15 protein-coding genes and 1 riboswitch are annotated in these 17238 nt (G+C 38.5%); of the genes, 10 read left to right on the plus strand and 5 right to left on the minus strand.

Annotated elements, in window-relative coordinates:
* The first annotated feature begins 45 nt into the window (after positions 1-45).
* From ppc to LIS78_RS04185, 3 genes are all read left to right on the plus strand, one after another.
* Entirely contained in the window at positions 46-2814 is a 2769-nt protein-coding gene (ppc, locus tag LIS78_RS04175) for a phosphoenolpyruvate carboxylase (protein WP_252284665.1), read from the plus strand.
* Positions 2815-3031: 217 nt separating this feature from the next.
* On the plus strand, positions 3032-3475 hold the full coding sequence (locus LIS78_RS04180) for a hypothetical protein (protein ID WP_209151019.1): 444 nt from the start codon (positions 3032-3034) through the stop codon (positions 3473-3475).
* A 391-nt stretch (positions 3476-3866) separates the two neighbouring features.
* On the plus strand, positions 3867-4874 hold the full coding sequence (locus tag LIS78_RS04185) for an aromatic ring-hydroxylating dioxygenase subunit alpha (RefSeq protein ID WP_195781126.1): 1008 nt from the start codon (positions 3867-3869) through the stop codon (positions 4872-4874).
* A 30-nt stretch (positions 4875-4904) separates the two neighbouring features.
* On the opposite strand, the gene LIS78_RS04190 is transcribed toward LIS78_RS04185, so the two are convergent.
* The 3 genes from LIS78_RS04190 to LIS78_RS04200 all read right to left on the minus strand — a co-directional run bounded on the left by LIS78_RS04190 (position 4905) and on the right by LIS78_RS04200 (position 7799).
* On the minus strand, positions 4905-5660 hold the full coding sequence (locus LIS78_RS04190) for an ABC transporter permease (protein ID WP_209151020.1): 756 nt from the start codon (positions 5658-5660) through the stop codon (positions 4905-4907).
* Positions 5657-6394 carry an ABC transporter ATP-binding protein gene (locus LIS78_RS04195; RefSeq protein ID WP_195781124.1) on the minus strand — a complete coding sequence of 246 codons (738 nt, stop codon included), beginning with the start codon at positions 6392-6394 and terminating at the stop codon, positions 5657-5659. Before LIS78_RS04195 ends, LIS78_RS04190 begins: the two co-directional genes overlap by 4 nt.
* Positions 6395-6491: 97 nt before the next feature.
* Positions 6492-7799 carry a homocysteine synthase gene (locus LIS78_RS04200; protein WP_252284666.1) on the minus strand — a complete coding sequence of 436 codons (1308 nt, stop codon included), beginning with the start codon at positions 7797-7799 and terminating at the stop codon, positions 6492-6494.
* A 344-nt stretch (positions 7800-8143) separates the two neighbouring features.
* On the opposite strand from LIS78_RS04200, the gene yknW reads away from it, so the two are divergent.
* Genes yknW through LIS78_RS04220 form a run of 4 tightly spaced genes read left to right on the plus strand, consistent with a single transcriptional unit; the run spans position 8144 to position 11840 of the window.
* Positions 8144-8830, plus strand: coding sequence for a YknW family membrane protein (gene yknW / locus LIS78_RS04205; protein ID WP_195781122.1), 687 nt, complete (start codon positions 8144-8146; stop codon positions 8828-8830).
* Positions 8831-9961, plus strand: coding sequence for an efflux RND transporter periplasmic adaptor subunit (locus LIS78_RS04210; RefSeq protein WP_195781121.1), 1131 nt, complete (start codon positions 8831-8833; stop codon positions 9959-9961). It abuts the gene before it with no gap.
* Positions 9958-10647, plus strand: a complete 690-nt coding sequence (locus LIS78_RS04215) for an ABC transporter ATP-binding protein (RefSeq protein WP_209151022.1) — start codon at positions 9958-9960, stop codon at positions 10645-10647. Before LIS78_RS04210 ends, LIS78_RS04215 begins: the two co-directional genes overlap by 4 nt.
* On the plus strand, positions 10644-11840 hold the full coding sequence (locus tag LIS78_RS04220) for an ABC transporter permease (RefSeq protein WP_209151023.1): 1197 nt from the start codon (positions 10644-10646) through the stop codon (positions 11838-11840). Before LIS78_RS04215 ends, LIS78_RS04220 begins: the two co-directional genes overlap by 4 nt.
* Positions 11841-11909: 69 nt before the next feature.
* Here the strand turns inward: LIS78_RS04220 and LIS78_RS04225 are convergent, their stop codons facing one another.
* Positions 11910-12896: a S8 family peptidase gene (locus LIS78_RS04225; protein WP_209151024.1), complete on the minus strand. Its 987-nt coding sequence runs from the start codon at positions 12894-12896 to the stop codon at positions 11910-11912.
* 353 nt (positions 12897-13249) lie between these two features.
* Between LIS78_RS04225 and folP the strand changes: the two genes are divergently transcribed.
* From folP to LIS78_RS04240, 3 genes are all read left to right on the plus strand, one after another.
* A complete protein-coding gene (gene folP, locus LIS78_RS04230) occupies positions 13250-14101 on the plus strand; it encodes a dihydropteroate synthase (RefSeq protein WP_209151025.1) in 852 nt (283 codons plus the stop codon).
* Positions 14102-14216: 115 nt separating this feature from the next.
* On the plus strand, positions 14217-15350 hold the full coding sequence (locus tag LIS78_RS04235; RefSeq protein WP_209151026.1) for a zinc-dependent alcohol dehydrogenase: 1134 nt from the start codon (positions 14217-14219) through the stop codon (positions 15348-15350).
* Positions 15351-15591: 241 nt separating this feature from the next.
* Complete coding sequence (locus LIS78_RS04240) at positions 15592-15786, plus strand: hypothetical protein (protein WP_013055532.1); 195 nt, start codon at positions 15592-15594, stop codon at positions 15784-15786.
* Positions 15787-15812: 26 nt separating this feature from the next.
* Here LIS78_RS04240 and liaG read toward each other — a convergent pair whose 3' ends face one another.
* Positions 15813-16682: a LiaG family protein gene (gene liaG / locus LIS78_RS04245; RefSeq protein WP_195781115.1), complete on the minus strand. Its 870-nt coding sequence runs from the start codon at positions 16680-16682 to the stop codon at positions 15813-15815.
* Between the two features lie 387 nt (positions 16683-17069).
* A riboswitch (purine riboswitch) is annotated at positions 17070-17171 on the plus strand.
* Positions 17172-17238 lie beyond the last annotated feature (67 nt).

Genomic DNA, 17238 nt, shown 5'->3' on the forward strand with positions numbered 1-17238 from the left:
AAAGTTTAAAAAGTAAAACATTTATAATGAAAGGTGTCGTGTCTAATGGTAACAGTAGAAGCAGCAGAAAGACAAAACAGCAGCACTGCCCTGCGCCGTGATGTAAAGTTTCTCGGTCAATTGTTAGGGAAAGTTCTGGTTCACCAAGGTGGAGAAGAACTGCTCAACAAAGTAGAAAAAATACGCGAAGTGGCAAAATCACTTAGAGAAAACAAAGATGAAGTTATCTATAAAGAAATAAAAAATGAAATCGTTACTCTTGAACAGCCGATGCGCGAGCAGGTTATTCGGGCGTTTGCAGTTTATTTTCATTTAGTTAATATTGCAGAGCAAAATCATCGAATTCGTCGCAGACGCGAATATCAGCAGCAAGAAGATTCTATTATGCAGCCGGGCTCATTGGAAAGTGCCGTTGTTTCGCTTAAAAATAATGGCGTGGCGCCAGATGTAATTGCTAACTTGCTTCAAACTTTATCCCTGGAGCTCATCATCACTGCTCATCCAACAGAAGCCACTAGACGAAGTGTTCTTGATATTCATAAACGAATGGCTGAGCTTCTGAAAAACTTGGATAATCCAACGTTAACAAAACGTGAACGTACAGAAATTGAAGAAAGACTGTTTAGCGAAGTATTAATTTTATGGCAAACAAATGAACTGCGAGATCGCAAGCCAACCGTAATGGATGAAGTATCCAATGGATTATATTATTTTGATGAAACGTTATTTGAAGTGCTTCCTCAAATTCATCAGGAATTGGAAAATTCATTGCAGGAGAATTATCCGGAAGAAAATTGGAAAGTGCCTAATATTCTTCGATTTGGTTCATGGATTGGCGGAGACCGAGATGGAAATCCAAACGTAACTCCAAAAGTAACGTGGCAAACGCTTGTCAAACAAAGGAAGTTAGCTATTCGTAAATATAAAGAGTCGCTTACTCAATTGAGACAAAGGTTAAGTCAGTCTACAAAAAGAGTCGCAGTTTCAGATAACCTTCTTGATTCTATTAATCAAGAAATATCGTTATTACCTGAGAATAAGAGATGGAGAATCAAACACGAAGTATATCGCTGCAAGCTTACGATTATGCTTCATAAATTAAATTTAGTTGGAGAATCGGAAGCAGGTTATCAAAGGTCAGAAGAACTTTTACATGATTTGTTTCTAATTAAAGATAGCTTGCAAAAGCACCAGCCTCAAGATTATCAGTTGAAAAGTTTGTGTAAATTAATTCGCCAAGTTGAGCTGTTTGGATTTCATTTAGCAACGCTTGATATCCGTAATCACAGCGGGGAACACGAAGCGGCAATCAAAGAAATTTTCCATGCTGTTTCTTTAGCTGAAGATTATTCAGCCTTAACAGAAGAGGAAAAAGTTGAGCTGCTGGGGAAAGTTCTTCAAGACCCAAGACCTGTAGTATCGTTTGTAGAGAATTACTCTAAAGAAACGCAGCAAGTAATTGAAGTATTTAATATGATACATCGAGCACATAAAGAATTTGGAGAAAGATCTATTGAAGTCTACTTAATCAGTATGACGCAGTCTGCAAGTGATTTGTTAGAAGTCATGGTACTCGCCAAAGAAGCGGGTATTTATCGCCTTCATGCAGATGGTCGTATTGAAAGCAAATTAAATATAGCTCCGCTGCTTGAAACGATTGATGATCTCACAGCAGGTCCTAAAATCATGGAACAGCTATTTCAATTAGATTTTTATCGAGAGCACTTAAGGAAACAGCAGGATTTGCAGGAAATTATGCTTGGCTACTCAGATGGAAGCAAAGACGGAGGAACGCTTACTGCTAATTGGAAGCTCTATAAAGCGCAGCAGGAAATTCACGATATGGCGAGGAAGTATCAAATTCGTCTGAAGTTTTTCCATGGCCGAGGCGGCTCACTAGGCCGAGGAGGTGGGCCGTTAAACCGAAGCATTTTATCTCAGCCTGTTGAGACGCTAGGAGACGGCGTTAAAATTACAGAGCAAGGCGAAGTTCTTTCTTCTAGATACTCTTTATATGACATTGCTTACCGAAGCCTTGAACAAGCGGTCTCAGCTCTTCTTACAGCGGCAGCAAATGTTTCTCAAGAAGCTGAACAATGTGATATTCGTACACATGAATGGGAAGAAACAATGGACGAGATTTCAACTGCTTCTTTACGTAAGTATCAAGAGCTTGTTTTCAAAGATCCAGACTTTTTAACGTACTTTAAACAAGCTACACCTCTTCCTGAGCTGGGGGCTTTAAATATTGGGTCACGTCCAATGAGTCGAAAAGGAAGTGATCGCTTTGAAGACTTGCGAGCAATTCCGTGGGTATTTGCATGGACGCAAAGCAGACAGCTGCTTCCAGCCTGGTACGCTGCAGGTACGGGCTTACAGCATTTGGTAGAGAAATCCGGAGATATACAGCTTCTTCAGCAAATGTATAAAGAATGGCCATTCTTCCGCTCGACCGTCGATAATCTGCAAATGGCCTTAACAAAAGCAGATTTAATGGCAGCAAAAGAATACACGGAAATGGTACAAGATCCGGTTATTTCAGAGCGGATTTTTACCGCCATTAAAAAAGAGTACAATCTCACAAAAGAAATGATTCTTCAAATCACGGGTCAAAAAGAATTAATGGATCACCTTCCTACAATTAAAGAATCTATTAAATTACGAAATCCGTATGTGGACCCTCTAACATTCTTACAAGTTAAGGTCATTTCCAAGCTGCGTGAAGATGAGGCTGGAACGTTAAATGAAGAACTTTTAAAAGAAGCGTTATTAACGATTAATGGCATTGCAGCAGGGTTACGTAACACAGGCTGATGATACCAAAAGACACCTCAAGAAAATAAAAGAGGTGTCTTTTGTTCATTCTTCTCACATAAAGAACTGCCTGTCAGTTCCCTCTCTTTTAAAGAGAACTTCCGCCTGCTAAATAGGCATTGAGAAAAATCAATGATAGAATAGAGAAGGGATGGAAATATTCTACAAATGAGTGCGAGCGATGGGGTAACTAGATTGAATATGGAGGACGAGGACAATGATAAAAAATTCGCAAATCTTCATTGAAGCTGACTCCGATAATTCTATATTTATTGGACTGGAATTTTGTGAGTATACACAAAAAATGAATCCTACTTGTTTGTCCAAACAGCATATAAATGTGTTTATTCATCCAGAAGAACTCACTGTGGAATTTAAGAAAACAAAAAGTGATAGAACTAGCGACGATTTTCATCTGATGCATATCGTTCCGGTTCATTGCTTTAATTATTTATTATGTTCGATTTCCCAGGGTATTGTTACAAATGTTCAGCTGAAAGCGGTCGGTCATCAAGGAGAAACGTTGTTTGAAGAAAATCTCACATTGAAGTTTCATGAAAAAGCGACGGATTATGAAGACACAATCTCGTTTTTCAAACATTTAAATCAAGAAATACAAAAACAGACGAAAAAATATACAGCCAGTTATATGAGCTCATAATAAAGAAAGCTGCGGTTTTAAAAACTGCAGCTTTTATTCGTTTAACCGAAAAAATTATGTTAGAGATGCTTACAAAGCAAGAGATTTTTCAGTGGGGAATTGATAAAGTAAAAATAAGAGAAATCAGTGGACAGAAAAGTTTTTAGCGGCTGGACGCTCTTTATTCAATATGTAAGGGTTAGGTATTGAGTTTAAAAAATAGCGATGAACACGTATTGTCATTGTAGATGAAGTGCTAAGGTCGCTCTATCTGCAATCATGTAGAATCTTCGCGCGCTTATAGTCTGTTTTACGGAACGAAAAAGCTGCGGAATTAGAAGCACTCCTTCTATTTCTGCGGTTTTTTTTATAAACAAGAAATAAATTTACTTATCGTACGGAGGCGATGCAGATGATTAAAGATTTAGTATTGGCTAAGGAATGGCTGCCTGCAGCTTATTCACATGATTTAACAGATCAGCCCTTGCAAGTAACGATTTTAGAAGAGCGAGTTGTGCTTTTTCGCACAACTAATGCCATTAAAGCATTTAAAGATTTGTGCATCCATCGCGGTGCAGCGTTATCTCTTGGAAAAGTGGTAGATGATTGCATTGTATGCCCTTATCACGGATGGAAATACGATGATGCCGGGGCTTGTGTGAAAATTCCTCAACAGCCGCCGGGAAGAGCTATTCCTTCAAAAGCAAAAGCACAGGTATATGACTGCGTTGAAAAGTACGGAATTATATGGGTGAAGATGAACAGCGAGGCAGGTGATACTCCTCTTCCCCTTTATGATGAACATCTTAACTCCGGATTCAAAACGGTTTGCGCTAACCCTCATACTCTGCAGGCAGCAGCTCCTCGTGTCGTAGAAAACTTTCTAGATGTAAGCCATTTGGCTTTTGTTCACGAAGGAAGCCTTGGGCACTCTGACTACGCTGAAATTCCTGATTATAAGGTGCATTGGAAAGATAACCGATACGTTTCTGATGAAATCGCTGTGTACGCAGATGCAGATGGTACGGGTAACTTTGCGACTATTTATTATACCTTTGAAATTCTTCGTCCTACCGTTGCAAGGCTGAAAAAAGTGAACTACAAAACGGGTGAAATCTTTTCAATGCTGTTTGCGGTTTTACCTGAAGAGGAAAGAAAGTCCACCGTGTTTGCACTGGTTTCTAGAAACTATTCGTTTGATGCACCTGATCAATATTTCCGTGATTTCCAGCAGCTTATTATTGAACAAGATACCAGTATTGTGGAAAGTCAAAAACCGGAAGAGCTGCCGCTTGACTTACAAGCAGAGCTTCATTTGAATCCGGACCGACTGAGTATTGCGTATAGAAGGTGGCTCGGCGATTTAGGAGTGACCTTCGGAAGTGACATAGGAACAAGATTAAAAAAAGCTGCTCAATAAAAAAAGAAGAAAGGAGTCTCCTTTCTTTTTTTATGTATGCTCACGGATAAGCTGCTGATAGCTATTAAAAAGAGTAGGGTATGTTAATCGGCTTAAGATGACGCAGGAAAGCGTAGCAGACGCTAGAATAGTAAAAACGATAAGCAGCTGGAATTTGACAGCTTGTATCGGATCTGCCCCTCCAATAATCTGGCCTGTCATCATACCCGGAAGCTGAACGAGTCCAATTGTTTTTTGACTTTCTACAGTAGGAATCATGCTAGCTTTGATTGCAACATTTAAAATGCTATGAATAGCTTGTTTGGGAGTGCCGCCTAGCGCCAGAATCAATTGAATTTCTTCTCGTCTTCTATTTACTTCAGCATCTAACCGATTTAAAAATAAATTGGCAAGAATCATCGAATTTCCAATAATCATACCGCTGACGGGAATGACATATCGCGGAGTAGCAGGGATAATATGTAGGCCGAGCATAATGCTTTGAGTCAAGATTTCTACAATAAAAAGAGTGATAAATACGCGTAAAAAGGCCTTGAATCCCTGCTTTTTTTTCTTTACCACGTTTTGGGAAGCGACCGTCAGCATAAGGAATAAAATGAGAATCATAAAAGCAGGGTGATTTGCATCAAAGATAAAAGATAAAACATATCCTATCACTAACAGCTGAACGGCAGCTCGAATACTAGCAATGATAATGTCTTTTTGGAGTCCTATACGAAAAGATTTTGATAAAAAAAGAGCAATAAAAACAAAAACAATGGTAAAAATCAGTGAAAGTGAACTCATAGAAAGGCTCCTTCAATAAATTGTTTTGTTTCAGCTTTTACAGGAGCATGAAAAAAAGTCTCTGTCTTCGCTTTTTCTATAATCACTCCGTTCATTAAAAGCCAGACTTCCTCTCCTAAACGTTTGGCTTGATCTAAATTATGGGTAACCCAAATAATCGTTTTATTCTGCTCTTTATGTAAATGAGAAATAAGCTGTTCAATTTCATGAGCAGAAGTGGCATCCAAAGCGGAAGTGATTTCGTCTAAAAGTAAAAGGTCAGATCCGTTCGACAGCGTGCGGGCTAATGATAACCTTTGTCTTTGACCACCGGATAAATCTCTTGCATCCTGCTCTAACAAGTCAGGGGAAAGACCGGTTAAGGCACAGAGTTCTTCAGGCATAATATCCTGTTTGCCATGCAGTTTTTGAACAAGCATCATATTATCTCGCACTGTTCCATCAATAACAGGAGCTGTTTGAAAAGCGATGCCCACTTTTTTTCGTAAATCAGAAATATTCCATTTGCTAATGTCTTTTCCATATACTTCAATAATTCCTTCATCAGGTGCAGAAAGTAAATTGCACATGGAAAGAAGGGTGCTTTTTCCGGATCCTGATGGTCCTACCATCATGACGAGCGAGCCTTGCATCACTGTACCGGATATGCCTTTTAAAACACTATGTTCTTTATCCTTAAATGTTTTATGAACGTCTGTAAATGTGATAGCAGGTATTGAATTGAACGTGTTCATAGTAACTCCTTTTTTATTCGTTTTGTTTATTGTAGCATAAGCGAAAGTATAAAAAGTTATTGGGTGATATAAAAAAAGCTGTGAAAAATCACAGCTTTTAAACAGTTGTATTCACTTTTTGGCTGGCTTTTAAGGCATAATCTAAATCTTCAAGAAGGTCGTCGATGGCTTCTGTTCCAACGGATAGACGAATGAGTTCTGGCGTCACACCCGAAGCTTTTTGTTCGTCTTGAGATAGCTGTTGATGAGTGGTGCTTGCCGGGTGAATAATGAGTGATTTAGAGTCGCCGATATTGGCTAAATGAGAAAATAACTGAACCGAATCAATTAACTTAGCCGCAGCGTTTTTTCCTCCCCTTACACCAAAGGTTAAAATTGCTCCTTGTCCTTTAGGCAAGTATTTTTGTACCAAAGAATAGGAAGGGTGGGAAGGAAGCCCCGCATAATTTACCCATTCTACTAATTCATGCTGCTCTAAAAATTTCGCTACCTTTAATGCGTTTTCGCTGTGACGCTCTAATCGCAGATGGAGTGTTTCTACCCCTTGAAGGAGTAAAAAGGAATTAAAAGGTGATAAAGCAGCTCCAATATCTCGTAAAAGCTGAACGCGCGCTTTTGTAATATAAGCAGCTTCACCAGCAGCTTCTGTGTATACGAGGCCATGGTAACTTGGATCTGGAGTTGTTAAGTCTGGAAATTTCCCGCTCGCTTCCCAATCAAATTTTCCACTGTCTACGATAACACCGCCAATTGCTGTTCCATGTCCTCCAAGAAACTTAGTAGCAGAATGAACGACAATATCTGCTCCGAAATCGATGGGACGAAGAAGGTAAGGGCTTGGAACAGTATTATCAATAATAAGAGGAATTCCATGTTCATGGGCAATGTCTGCAACTGCCTCGATGTCTAGCACATTTCCCTGCGGGTTTCCAACGGATTCAGCATAAATTGCCTTTGTTTTGGAAGTGATTGCACTTCTAAAATTTTCTGGATTATCAGCGTTTACAAATTTGACGGTAATGCCCAGTTTAGGAAGCGTAGACGAAAAGAGGTTATATGTTCCCCCATATAAACTGCTTGCTGATACAATTTCATCTCCTGCGGAAGCGATATTTAAAATGGAAAAGGTAGTAGCTGACTGACCCGAAGCTACTCCTAGAGCACCTACTCCGCCTTCTAACTCAGCAATTCGCTGTTCAAAAACGTCCGTAGTAGGGTTTACAATTCGAGTGTAGATGTAGCCTTGTTCACTTAAATTAAATAAAGATGCAGCATGCTCCGTATCTTTAAATCCAAATGAGCTTGTTTGATAAATAGGTACCGCACGCGAAAAAGTAGCTGGGTCAAGCTGTTGGCCAGAATGGATGGCTTGTGTTTCAGGACGAAATGGTTTCTTAGCAGACATTGAAACTCCTCCTTAGATATAAAACTTATAAAAAACATAGGAATAATAAACTTTAATCATAATATACGAATTCTATTGAATGATGTCAAATTATAATTAGAATATTTAGAAAATATAAATAAGACTAATACTGTAATTCAGCATTAAGACATCTCTTTAATTTCTAAAAATACCATAAAAAATATAAAATGTAAGAAAAATGTAAATTAATTTGTATAATTATGTTAGAATATTAGGTGTTTGAGAGTTTCTTAGAGAGAGCCGATTTTGCTAGAAGACATTAAAAAATAATAAAAGACGGGTCTTAAGAGCTAATAACGAAACAAAATAAAAGGAGTTTGATTATGAGCACAGAAGTCAATGTATCTTCGGAAGTCCAAGAGAAAGGAAAGCCTTCTATTCTTGGTTTTATTACGAGTCCGGTTGTACAGTTTGAGAAAATGAAAAGCAGCCCGGTCATCTGGGGACCTCTTTTACTTATCCTCATCTTAACAGCTGCAACAACGATTCTAGCCGTCTATACCCCTCAGGCACAAGAGGCCCTGCAACAGCAAAAAGAAGCTGGCATTGAAGTGAATTCAACATTTAGTATGATTGGCGGAGCGATTGGAGGAGTTATTGCAGTAGTTGCTACACTGGCATTCACAAGTTTGATTCTGTTTTTAATTGCAAAGTTAGGGACTGGAAAAACAACTTACCGCCAAATGTTTAGTTTGAATTTGTTTGTTACGTTCATCACAGCAATCGGTCAGCTAATTAATACGGGAGTAGCTGCACTAGCACATATTTCAGCTAATGTGACTTCGTTAAATGGAATGGTTGGTGCTAAAGGTGCTATGGGAGGAGTATTTACTTCCATTGAAATCTTTTCTATCTGGGGACTTATTCTGACAGCAGTAGGACTACAAAAAGTAGCAAATGTATCAAAAGCTGCTTCTATTATTACAGTGATTATTTTATTCATCTTAGGAGCGGCTATTTCAGGAGTTGGAGGAGCTGCTTCAGAAGCGCTTAAAGGAGCAGGATTGTAAATGAAAAAAGGGATAATTATTACAGCTGTAGCAGTTGTTATTGTTGCGGTTATTGGGATTAACGTATATCGTGCACAAAGTGTAAGTGGGAAAGCAGTCAATGTTCACGTAGCAAATATAAAGGAAAAAAAGTTAAGAAATACAGTTATGGTTCCGGGTACGTTAAAGCTTGCTGATGAACAATATGTCTATTTTGATGCTGAAAAAGGCGAGGTTGAACGATTCCACGTAACAGAAGGTTCTCGTGTACAGCAGGGAACCTCTCTTGTAACGTACGAAAGCGATGCGCTTGATTTAGAGCAAGAACAAAACAAGTTAGAAAAAAAATCCAGTCAGCTGCAAATTGACTCAGTAAGCAAACATCTTTCCAATTTAAATAAAAAACAAAAAGAATTGGAAAAAGAAATGAGTAAGCAAGAAGCGAGAGATCAAATCGATACAGAGCGTACGCAGCTCAATCTCGATTTAGAAACGGCTAAAATTGATTTAGAACGAAACAAACTAGAAGCCAAATCAATTGCTAAAAAAGAACGTAATTTAGACGTAGCGAGTGATATTAATGGGACGGTGCTAGAAGTAGATAAAGAAGCGGTTAATAACACAAGTGACGTTCAAAAACCGCTTATACATATTGGTAATACCGATGAATACTTAGCTACTGGCGTACTGTCTGAGTATGATGCATTAAAAATTAAAACCGGTCAAGCTGTTAAAATTACATCAGATGTGCTGCCTGATAAAGAATGGGCAGGGAGCGTCAAACAAATTGACTATCTACCTCAGCAGCAGGCATCAGCAGAAGCCGGCAATGATGCGGCTAATCAATATCCAGTTGAAGTAAAAGTAGATGACCAGAATATCACGATGATTAAGCCGGGATTTAAGCTGCTGCTTGAAATTGAAACAAGCAGTAAAAAAGCTTCATCTTTGCCGATAAAAGCAGTTGTAAATGAAGACGGAGAAAAATATGTATATGTAGTGAAAGATAAAAAGGCGGTTCGTAAGGAAGTAAAGATTGGAGAAACAACAAATAAATTTATTGAAATAAAAAGCGGCGTATCTTCTAAGGACAAAGTCATTACAAATCCTACAAAGAACTTAACTGACGGTGCGGAAGTGACTGTTCAATGATTGAGCTTGTGAATATTCATAAAAGTTATCATCTTGGCAAAGAGGAAGTGCCAATTTTAAAAGATATTAATTTGAAGATTTATGATGGGGAATTTGTTGCGATTATGGGACCTTCTGGCTCTGGTAAATCAACGCTAATGAACATTATCGGATGTTTAGACCGTGCGTCTTCAGGGTCCTATTTATTAAATGAACAAGAAATCTCCACTTATAGTGATGAGCAGCTTGCAAAAGTAAGAAATATTCATATCGGTTTTGTTTTTCAGCAATTTCAGCTGTTGCCGCGTTTAACAGCGGTAGAAAACGTAGAGCTTCCAATGGTATATGCCGGTGTAACGCGTAAGGAAAGACAAGCCAGAGCAGAAGCTGCGCTTGAAAAAGTAGGGCTGAGTGAGCGGATGAAACATTTACCGAGCGAGTTATCAGGAGGGCAAAAGCAGCGCGTTGCTATTGCTCGTTCTATTGTTAATAATCCGACGCTTATTTTAGCGGATGAACCAACAGGAGCTCTAGATACAAAAACAAGTGCTGATATTATGGAACAATTTTCTAAACTTAATGCAGATGGCACAACAGTGGTAGTTATTACCCATGAACCTGAAGTGGCAGAATACACATCGCGTACAGTTATCGTTCGTGACGGTAAAGTGCTAAGTCATAGCGATAAGGAGAACGATAGCTTATGAGTTTGATAGAAAATATTCGCATGGCTCTCTCTTCGGTTCTTGCTCATAAAATGCGCTCTATTTTGACGATGCTTGGTATTATCATTGGCGTAGCGGCTGTTATTATCGTTGTAGCCATTGGTCAAGGCGGAGAACAAATGATTAAGTCGGAAATAACAGGAGCAAGCAATACAGTTGATGTATACTATCAGCCTCCTGAAGACGAGATGCAAGCTGATGACCTTTCAATGACGGGTGAGCCCATCTTTACAGACGATGATATTAAAGCTCTTTCGACTATTCCCGGAGTGAAGAATGTGGTGGCTTCTAGCTCAATGGGAATGGGGATAAGATATAGAGACAAGGAATCTGATACGACTGTTAATGCTATTAACGAAGGATATATTGAAGTTAATCAGCTGGAAGTTTCAAAAGGAAGAATGTTAGACAGCTCTGACTTTTTATCAGGTAATCGAGTAGGTGTTATCACAAGCGATATGAAAAAAGAGCTATTTGATAAAAAAGAAGCCCTTGGACAAGTAGTGTGGGTTCAAGGACAGCCTATCAAAATTATTGGTGTGACAAAAAAGGCAACGGGCTTTTTAGCATTTGAAATACCAACCATTTATATTCCGAATAATACGTATAAATCAAGCTTCGGTAAGCTCGATTACACAAACCTTAGTGTTCAAGCAAAAAGCTCTGATCAACTAAAAAAAGTAGGCAATGACGCAACGGATTTGTTAAATAATTTGCATGATGCGGAAGATGCTTACCAAGTGCAGAACTTAGAAGAAATAGCAGATAGCATTGGAAATGTAACGCGAATTATGACAACGATTATTGGATCGATTGCAGGCATTTCCCTGCTTGTTGGCGGGATTGGCGTTATGAACATTATGCTGGTTTCTGTAACGGAACGTACAAGAGAAATTGGTATTCGTAAAGCATTGGGGGCATCTAAAAGACAAATTCTAACTCAGTTTTTGATTGAATCCATTACCCTCACGTTAATTGGTGGTTTGCTTGGAATTGGCCTCGGCGCGGGCGGGGCAGCTCTTGTTTCGGTATTTGCTGGCTGGCCGTCATTAATTTCGTGGCAAGTAGTACTTGGAGGAGTGTTGTTTTCCATGACGATTGGCATTGTATTCGGCATGCTTCCTGCAAACAAAGCGGCGAAGCTAGATCCAATCGAAGCATTAAGATATGAATAAAGACATGCGTTCGCATGTCTTTATTTCAAGTTAACGAGAACCAAGAAGATTTCTCGTTTTTCTTATTTATTACTTACTAGGGTTGATACGGGCTACGTTAATAATATCATGTATTTTTTCTACCAAATCGAGCATGAGAAATCCGTTTCCTTCAGAGCTTTTTCGATGTCCAAGAGGAAGCGTCCTTCTTACAAGTTGAGCATAGATTTCAGCTTCAATTAAAGACCGGCCAAATTCCTTCTCACATAAGTTAATTAATAGAGCTAAAGCTCCAGCCACGTGGGGAGTTGCCATTGAAGTTCCTGAAAGAGTCGCATATTTACCTTCTAAAAAAGTAGAGATGATGTTAACTCCCGGTGCGACTAAGTCCACTTCTTCATTGACATTGGTAAAAGGAGCTAAACTTAAGCTGCTGTCTACAGCTCCTACTTGAATGACTTCGTTATAACTTCCCGGATATGAATATTCAAAGGTTTCTTCACGGTCATCACCTTCATTTCCAGCTGCAACAACAACAGAAACGTCTTTATTCACAGCGTTTTGAACAGCTTCGTGAAGTTCTGGAACGTCTTGTGGTCCGCCGAGTGACATGGAAATCACTCGTGCTCGCTCATTGTTAGGGCCCCGCCATTCGACGGCGTAGTTAATAGCATCAATAATCCATTCGTAATTTCCGGATCCTTCACCGGTAAGTACTTTTAAGCTTAGAATTTTTGCTTTGGGTGCTACTCCTACTACCCCTTCATTGTTGAGCGCAGCAGCAATGGTACCAGACACGTGAGTGCCGTGCCCATTATTATCTTCAAATACAGAAGAATCTCCGCTATGATCCGAAGTGAAATTTCTTCCTCCGATAATACAATCTTTTAAGTCAGGATGATTGGTGTCAACACCAGTGTCGATAACTGCAATTACAATGCCTTCTCCTTGGTTGCTCTCTTCCCAAATAGCAGGCGCTTGAATTAAGCTTACTCCTTTAGGCGTTTCGTTTGTTGAGTCGATAATCGACTCAATTGTGTAAGGAATTAATTTGACTTGTAACGGTTGTCGAGTCATAGTCATCCTCCTTAAAATGAATTCCATAAAAATGGAAGTTGTTTAATTATAAATTCCCAACTATTGCTATAAATTAAACGCTTTTAATGCGAATCCTTTCTTTTTGAATAAAAAGACTCACAAAAGATGTGGGAAGAGGAAAAAAGACCCTGAAGACAAGCCCGATAGAGATTTTTAATGTTATCTGTGTATTCACTTTTAATGTTTATCTCACACTATACGAGAAAGAATCTCCAAGAAAAATCACATAGGACTGTTGACTTTTGATATAATTACGAACGGTATAACATTCTCAAAACACACGATATTTATAAATATACATCAATTGGCAAATTACGAAGGGGCTGAGGATAGTGTCAACTTTAACATCTCAATCCGTCATTAAATGCGGAAAGTATGAGCTGAATTATGCGGACCGTACGCTTATTATGGGGATTTTAAACGTAAACCCGGATTCATTTTCAGATGGCGGAAAGTACTACGATGTAGATAAAGCGGTTGCTCATGCTGAGGAAATGGTGAAGCAAGGAGCAGACATCATTGATATCGGAGGAGAATCAACTCGTCCTGGTTATACAAGAATTAGCGATGAAGAAGAGATTAAACGGATTGTGCCCGTTATTTCTGAAGTGGCTAAGCGCGTAGAGGTGCCGATTTCTGTAGATACATACAAGTCGGAAGTGGCCAAGCATGCGCTAGAAGCAGGAGCACATATTATTAACGATATATGGGGCGCAAAGGCTGATCCCAAAATGGCTCAAGTTGCAGCTGACTATAATGTTCCTATTATTTTAATGCATAACCGCCATGAGCCCAATTATACAAATCTGATTACAGATATGATAAGTGATTTGGAAGAAAGCATATCAATTGCAAAAGCTGCAGGAGTTCGAGATGATCAAATTATTTTAGATCCAGGCGTTGGCTTTGGAAAAACGGCTGCGCATAATGTAGAAGCAATTCAGCATCTAGATCAGCTGACAAATATAGGCTATCCTGTGCTGCTTGCTACATCTCGCAAAGGATTTATTGGACAAATAGTTGATGCTCCTCCTACGGAAAGAATGGAAGGAACCGCAGCTACTGTATATGCAGGGATTACACAAGGTGTTCAAATGGTTCGAGTTCATGACGTATTAGAAATCAAACGCTTTATAAAGATGGCGGATGTACTTGTAGGAAAACATATCTTTCAATTTCAATAATCATTGAAGCAGACGCGTAAGCGCTGCTTTTTTATTTTCCTTGATTTATCCGGATAGAATACATGCCTTTAGATAAATTTAAGTAATATCAAGGTTGTAAAAATGGAGGATGAAAATGAAAGCAGTAACATATCAAGGACCTAATCAGGTAAAAGTAGCAGAAGTGGAAGATGCTAAGTTAGAGAAGAAAGATGACATTGTCATTAAAATAACGTCAACGGCTATTTGTGGCTCTGATCTGCATTTATATCAAGGAAGCATGCCATTGCCTCACGGTTATATTATTGGTCATGAACCAATGGGAATTGTGGAAGAAGTAGGACCGGATGTTACAAAAGTAAAAAAAGGAGATCGCGTTATTATTCCGTTTAACGTAGCGTGCGGACAGTGTGCGTACTGTAAGGAGGATTTAACGAGCCAATGTGACAATTCTAATCCGCATTATGATTCTGGCGGTTATTTTGGATATACTGAAAAGTTTGGAAATCATCCAGGAGGTCAAGCTGAATATTTAAAAGTACCATTTGGGAATTTTACACCATTTGTTATCCCAGAGTCGTGTGAATTAGAAGACGAATCGCTTCTTTTTTTATCTGATGTGCTTCCAACTGCTTATTGGAGTGTTGAACATGCGGATGTTAAAAAAGGAGATAACGTTATCGTACTCGGCTGCGGGCCAGTGGGATTAATGGCTCAAAAGTTTGCTTGGATGAAAGGTGCCAAACGGGTTATTGCAGTAGATCATGTTCCATACCGAATGCAGCATGCAAAGAAAATGAATGCCGTAGAAATCTTTGATTTTACAGAATATCCAGATATGGGGGAGCATTTAAAAGAAATCACAAAAGGCGGAGCTGATGTGGTGATTGACTGTGTAGGTATGGATGGCAAAAAGTCCCCTCTTGAATACATTGAACAAAAATTAAAACTTCAAGGTGGAACGCTCGGACCTATTCAAATTGCGACAAAAGCCGTTCGTAAATGTGGAACCGTCCAAATCACCGGGGTATACGGAAGCAACTATAACAGTTTTCCGTTAGGAGCATTTTTTGCTCGAAATGTAACTCTCAAAATGGGGCAAGCTCCTGTCATTCCGGTTATGCCGAAATTATATGATCAAATTGTAAAAGGAGAATTCGATCCAAAAGAAATTATTACTCATAAAGTTGCTTTAGAAGACGCAGCTAATGCCTACAAAATTTTTAATGATCATCAAGATAACTGTATTAAAGTCATTTTAAAACCTTAAAATGTCATTTCTATTAGGTAAAGATTCCTGAGCAGTGAAGTTCGGGAATTTTTTATGTATGTAAAGTGGTGGAGGAAAATATTGCACGATTGGATGGTTGATTTTACATAATTTAGCTTTATGATAGAAAGAGAAGATATAAAGCTTTCATACTCTGATTAAATCGTGCTGCTTAAAATGAAATAAATAACATCTTGGTATTCAGTCTTATTCAATCACCGAAATATGGAGGAGAGAATGAATGAAACTAGCATTGCTTCTTGTCATTATCATCGGCGTTGCTGCCCTTGCAGGTACGATCAGTGCTGCGAAGAAAGTAGATGAAGATTACGGGAAATCTAAAAAGAAAAGTATAGTGAATTTATCTATTATTTACGGAGTCGTATTCATAGGATCAATCGTAGGAGTAGCATGGTATATTGCAGTGAGACCATAAATAAAACGAACACTTCCGTGTTCGTTTTATTTTGATTTTAACGTTAATTCTCCGCTTGAAACAGCTACATCAATAGGATATTTTCCATTTCCATGCTTTCCTTTTAATACATCTTCTGTTACGGTTGCATTGCTTAACTTAAAGTCATTGTTTATATCACCGCTGCTTACTTTTCCATTCACTTTAAAACCAGCGCTTTTCGGAAGAACCAACACGGCATCTCCAGATCCTACATCTACAGAAACGGCCTCTTCTAGCTTTTTAAAATCCATATAAAGATCACCAGATCCAATGCGCGCCTGAAGTTTTCCTTTATAGTTTGTTCCTTTAATTTCCCCAGATCCTACAGCAAATTTAGCCGTTTGGCTTTCAACATTACTCAGCTGTAAATCTCCAGAATTAACATCCGTACGAAGAGAGGTACTCATCAAGTTTGAAATGCTTGCATTTCCAGAACCTACTTTAATCGAAACATCTTTCAGTTGAAGCGCTTGTTCAGGATGCGTAGCAACTTGAAGGTCTCCGGAACCTACCGTAAGCGCAAGGTTATGGTGATAATCTTTAGGAATGTAGATTGTTACTTTTGTGTTTGAAAAAATAGAAAGCCATTGAAAGGGACTTTTTTTATACGTGACAACTAGGGTGTCTCCATTTTGCTTTACATCCACTTTTCCTTTACCTTCTACTTTTGTTTTAATATCTTGACGATCTTGCGGAACAACAGTTGTACTAATGCTTGGAGAGTCGATTTGAATATGTTGAATATCACTTGATAACGCCGCTTCAGACTTGAACGTCTTGAATGAACTTAACGACCAAGAGGAAGGCGCAAACGCAGTAGAAAAGAGGACTGCCGTACCACCTATCACCAAAATAAAAGCCAATATTTTTTTCACGTTATAACCCACTTTCTACATAAATTAAAGTTGTTTTCTTCTACCATAAAGTGTAAATTGAAAAGCGGTTAAATTCAACGAACAACAGGATTATTTTTTTCTGCGTCTCAAGTCGTAAAAACGAAACATTTTTTTGAGGAGTTAAATGAAAAGCGAAGTAGATATTTAAACATACTCATCAAAGAATCAATTTCTTTGCTTCAAAAATAGGAAAATAATTGAGTTAAAAGAACGATTAAATTCACTTTTTTTGTGTGATTTTCGGATGCGTAGTTCAAAAGAAGTAATAAATAAATAGAATTTTCATACCAATTTTATTATTCCGAAAAACTTTTAAAGTGTTGATTATTAAAAAAATAAAGGGTAGAATTTGTTCATATCAATTGAATACAGCTAAGATTACGATCTTGTATATTATCAGTAATATGGTCTGATAGTCTCTACCTAGTAACCGTAAAAAACTAGACTACAAGAAAGTTTGGATATAAGCAGCAAAAAGAAGGGCGTATTATCATAGATACAGCCTTCTTTCAAAGCTCTTACTTTTCATACTTTC

The sequence above is a fragment of the Priestia megaterium genome, from assembly GCF_023824195.1.
Lineage (GTDB): Bacteria > Bacillota > Bacilli > Bacillales > Bacillaceae_H > Priestia > Priestia megaterium_D.

Coding starts and splice junctions, on each gene's coding strand:
- LIS78_RS04215 (WP_209151022.1), top strand. CDS start 9,958: ATGATTGAGCTTGTGAATATTCATAAAAGTTATCATCTTGGCAAAGAG.
- LIS78_RS04195 (WP_195781124.1), bottom strand. CDS start 6,394: ATGAACACGTTCAATTCAATACCTGCTATCACATTTACAGACGTTCAT.
- ppc (WP_252284665.1), top strand. CDS start 46: ATGGTAACAGTAGAAGCAGCAGAAAGACAAAACAGCAGCACTGCCCTG.
- LIS78_RS04220 (WP_209151023.1), top strand. CDS start 10,644: ATGAGTTTGATAGAAAATATTCGCATGGCTCTCTCTTCGGTTCTTGCT.
- LIS78_RS04200 (WP_252284666.1), bottom strand. CDS start 7,799: ATGTCTGCTAAGAAACCATTTCGTCCTGAAACACAAGCCATCCATTCT.
- yknW (WP_195781122.1), top strand. CDS start 8,144: ATGAGCACAGAAGTCAATGTATCTTCGGAAGTCCAAGAGAAAGGAAAG.
- LIS78_RS04190 (WP_209151020.1), bottom strand. CDS start 5,660: ATGAGTTCACTTTCACTGATTTTTACCATTGTTTTTGTTTTTATTGCT.
- LIS78_RS04185 (WP_195781126.1), top strand. CDS start 3,867: ATGATTAAAGATTTAGTATTGGCTAAGGAATGGCTGCCTGCAGCTTAT.
- LIS78_RS04235 (WP_209151026.1), top strand. CDS start 14,217: ATGAAAGCAGTAACATATCAAGGACCTAATCAGGTAAAAGTAGCAGAA.
- LIS78_RS04210 (WP_195781121.1), top strand. CDS start 8,831: ATGAAAAAAGGGATAATTATTACAGCTGTAGCAGTTGTTATTGTTGCG.
- LIS78_RS04225 (WP_209151024.1), bottom strand. CDS start 12,896: ATGACTCGACAACCGTTACAAGTCAAATTAATTCCTTACACAATTGAG.
- LIS78_RS04180 (WP_209151019.1), top strand. CDS start 3,032: ATGATAAAAAATTCGCAAATCTTCATTGAAGCTGACTCCGATAATTCT.
- LIS78_RS04240 (WP_013055532.1), top strand. CDS start 15,592: ATGAAACTAGCATTGCTTCTTGTCATTATCATCGGCGTTGCTGCCCTT.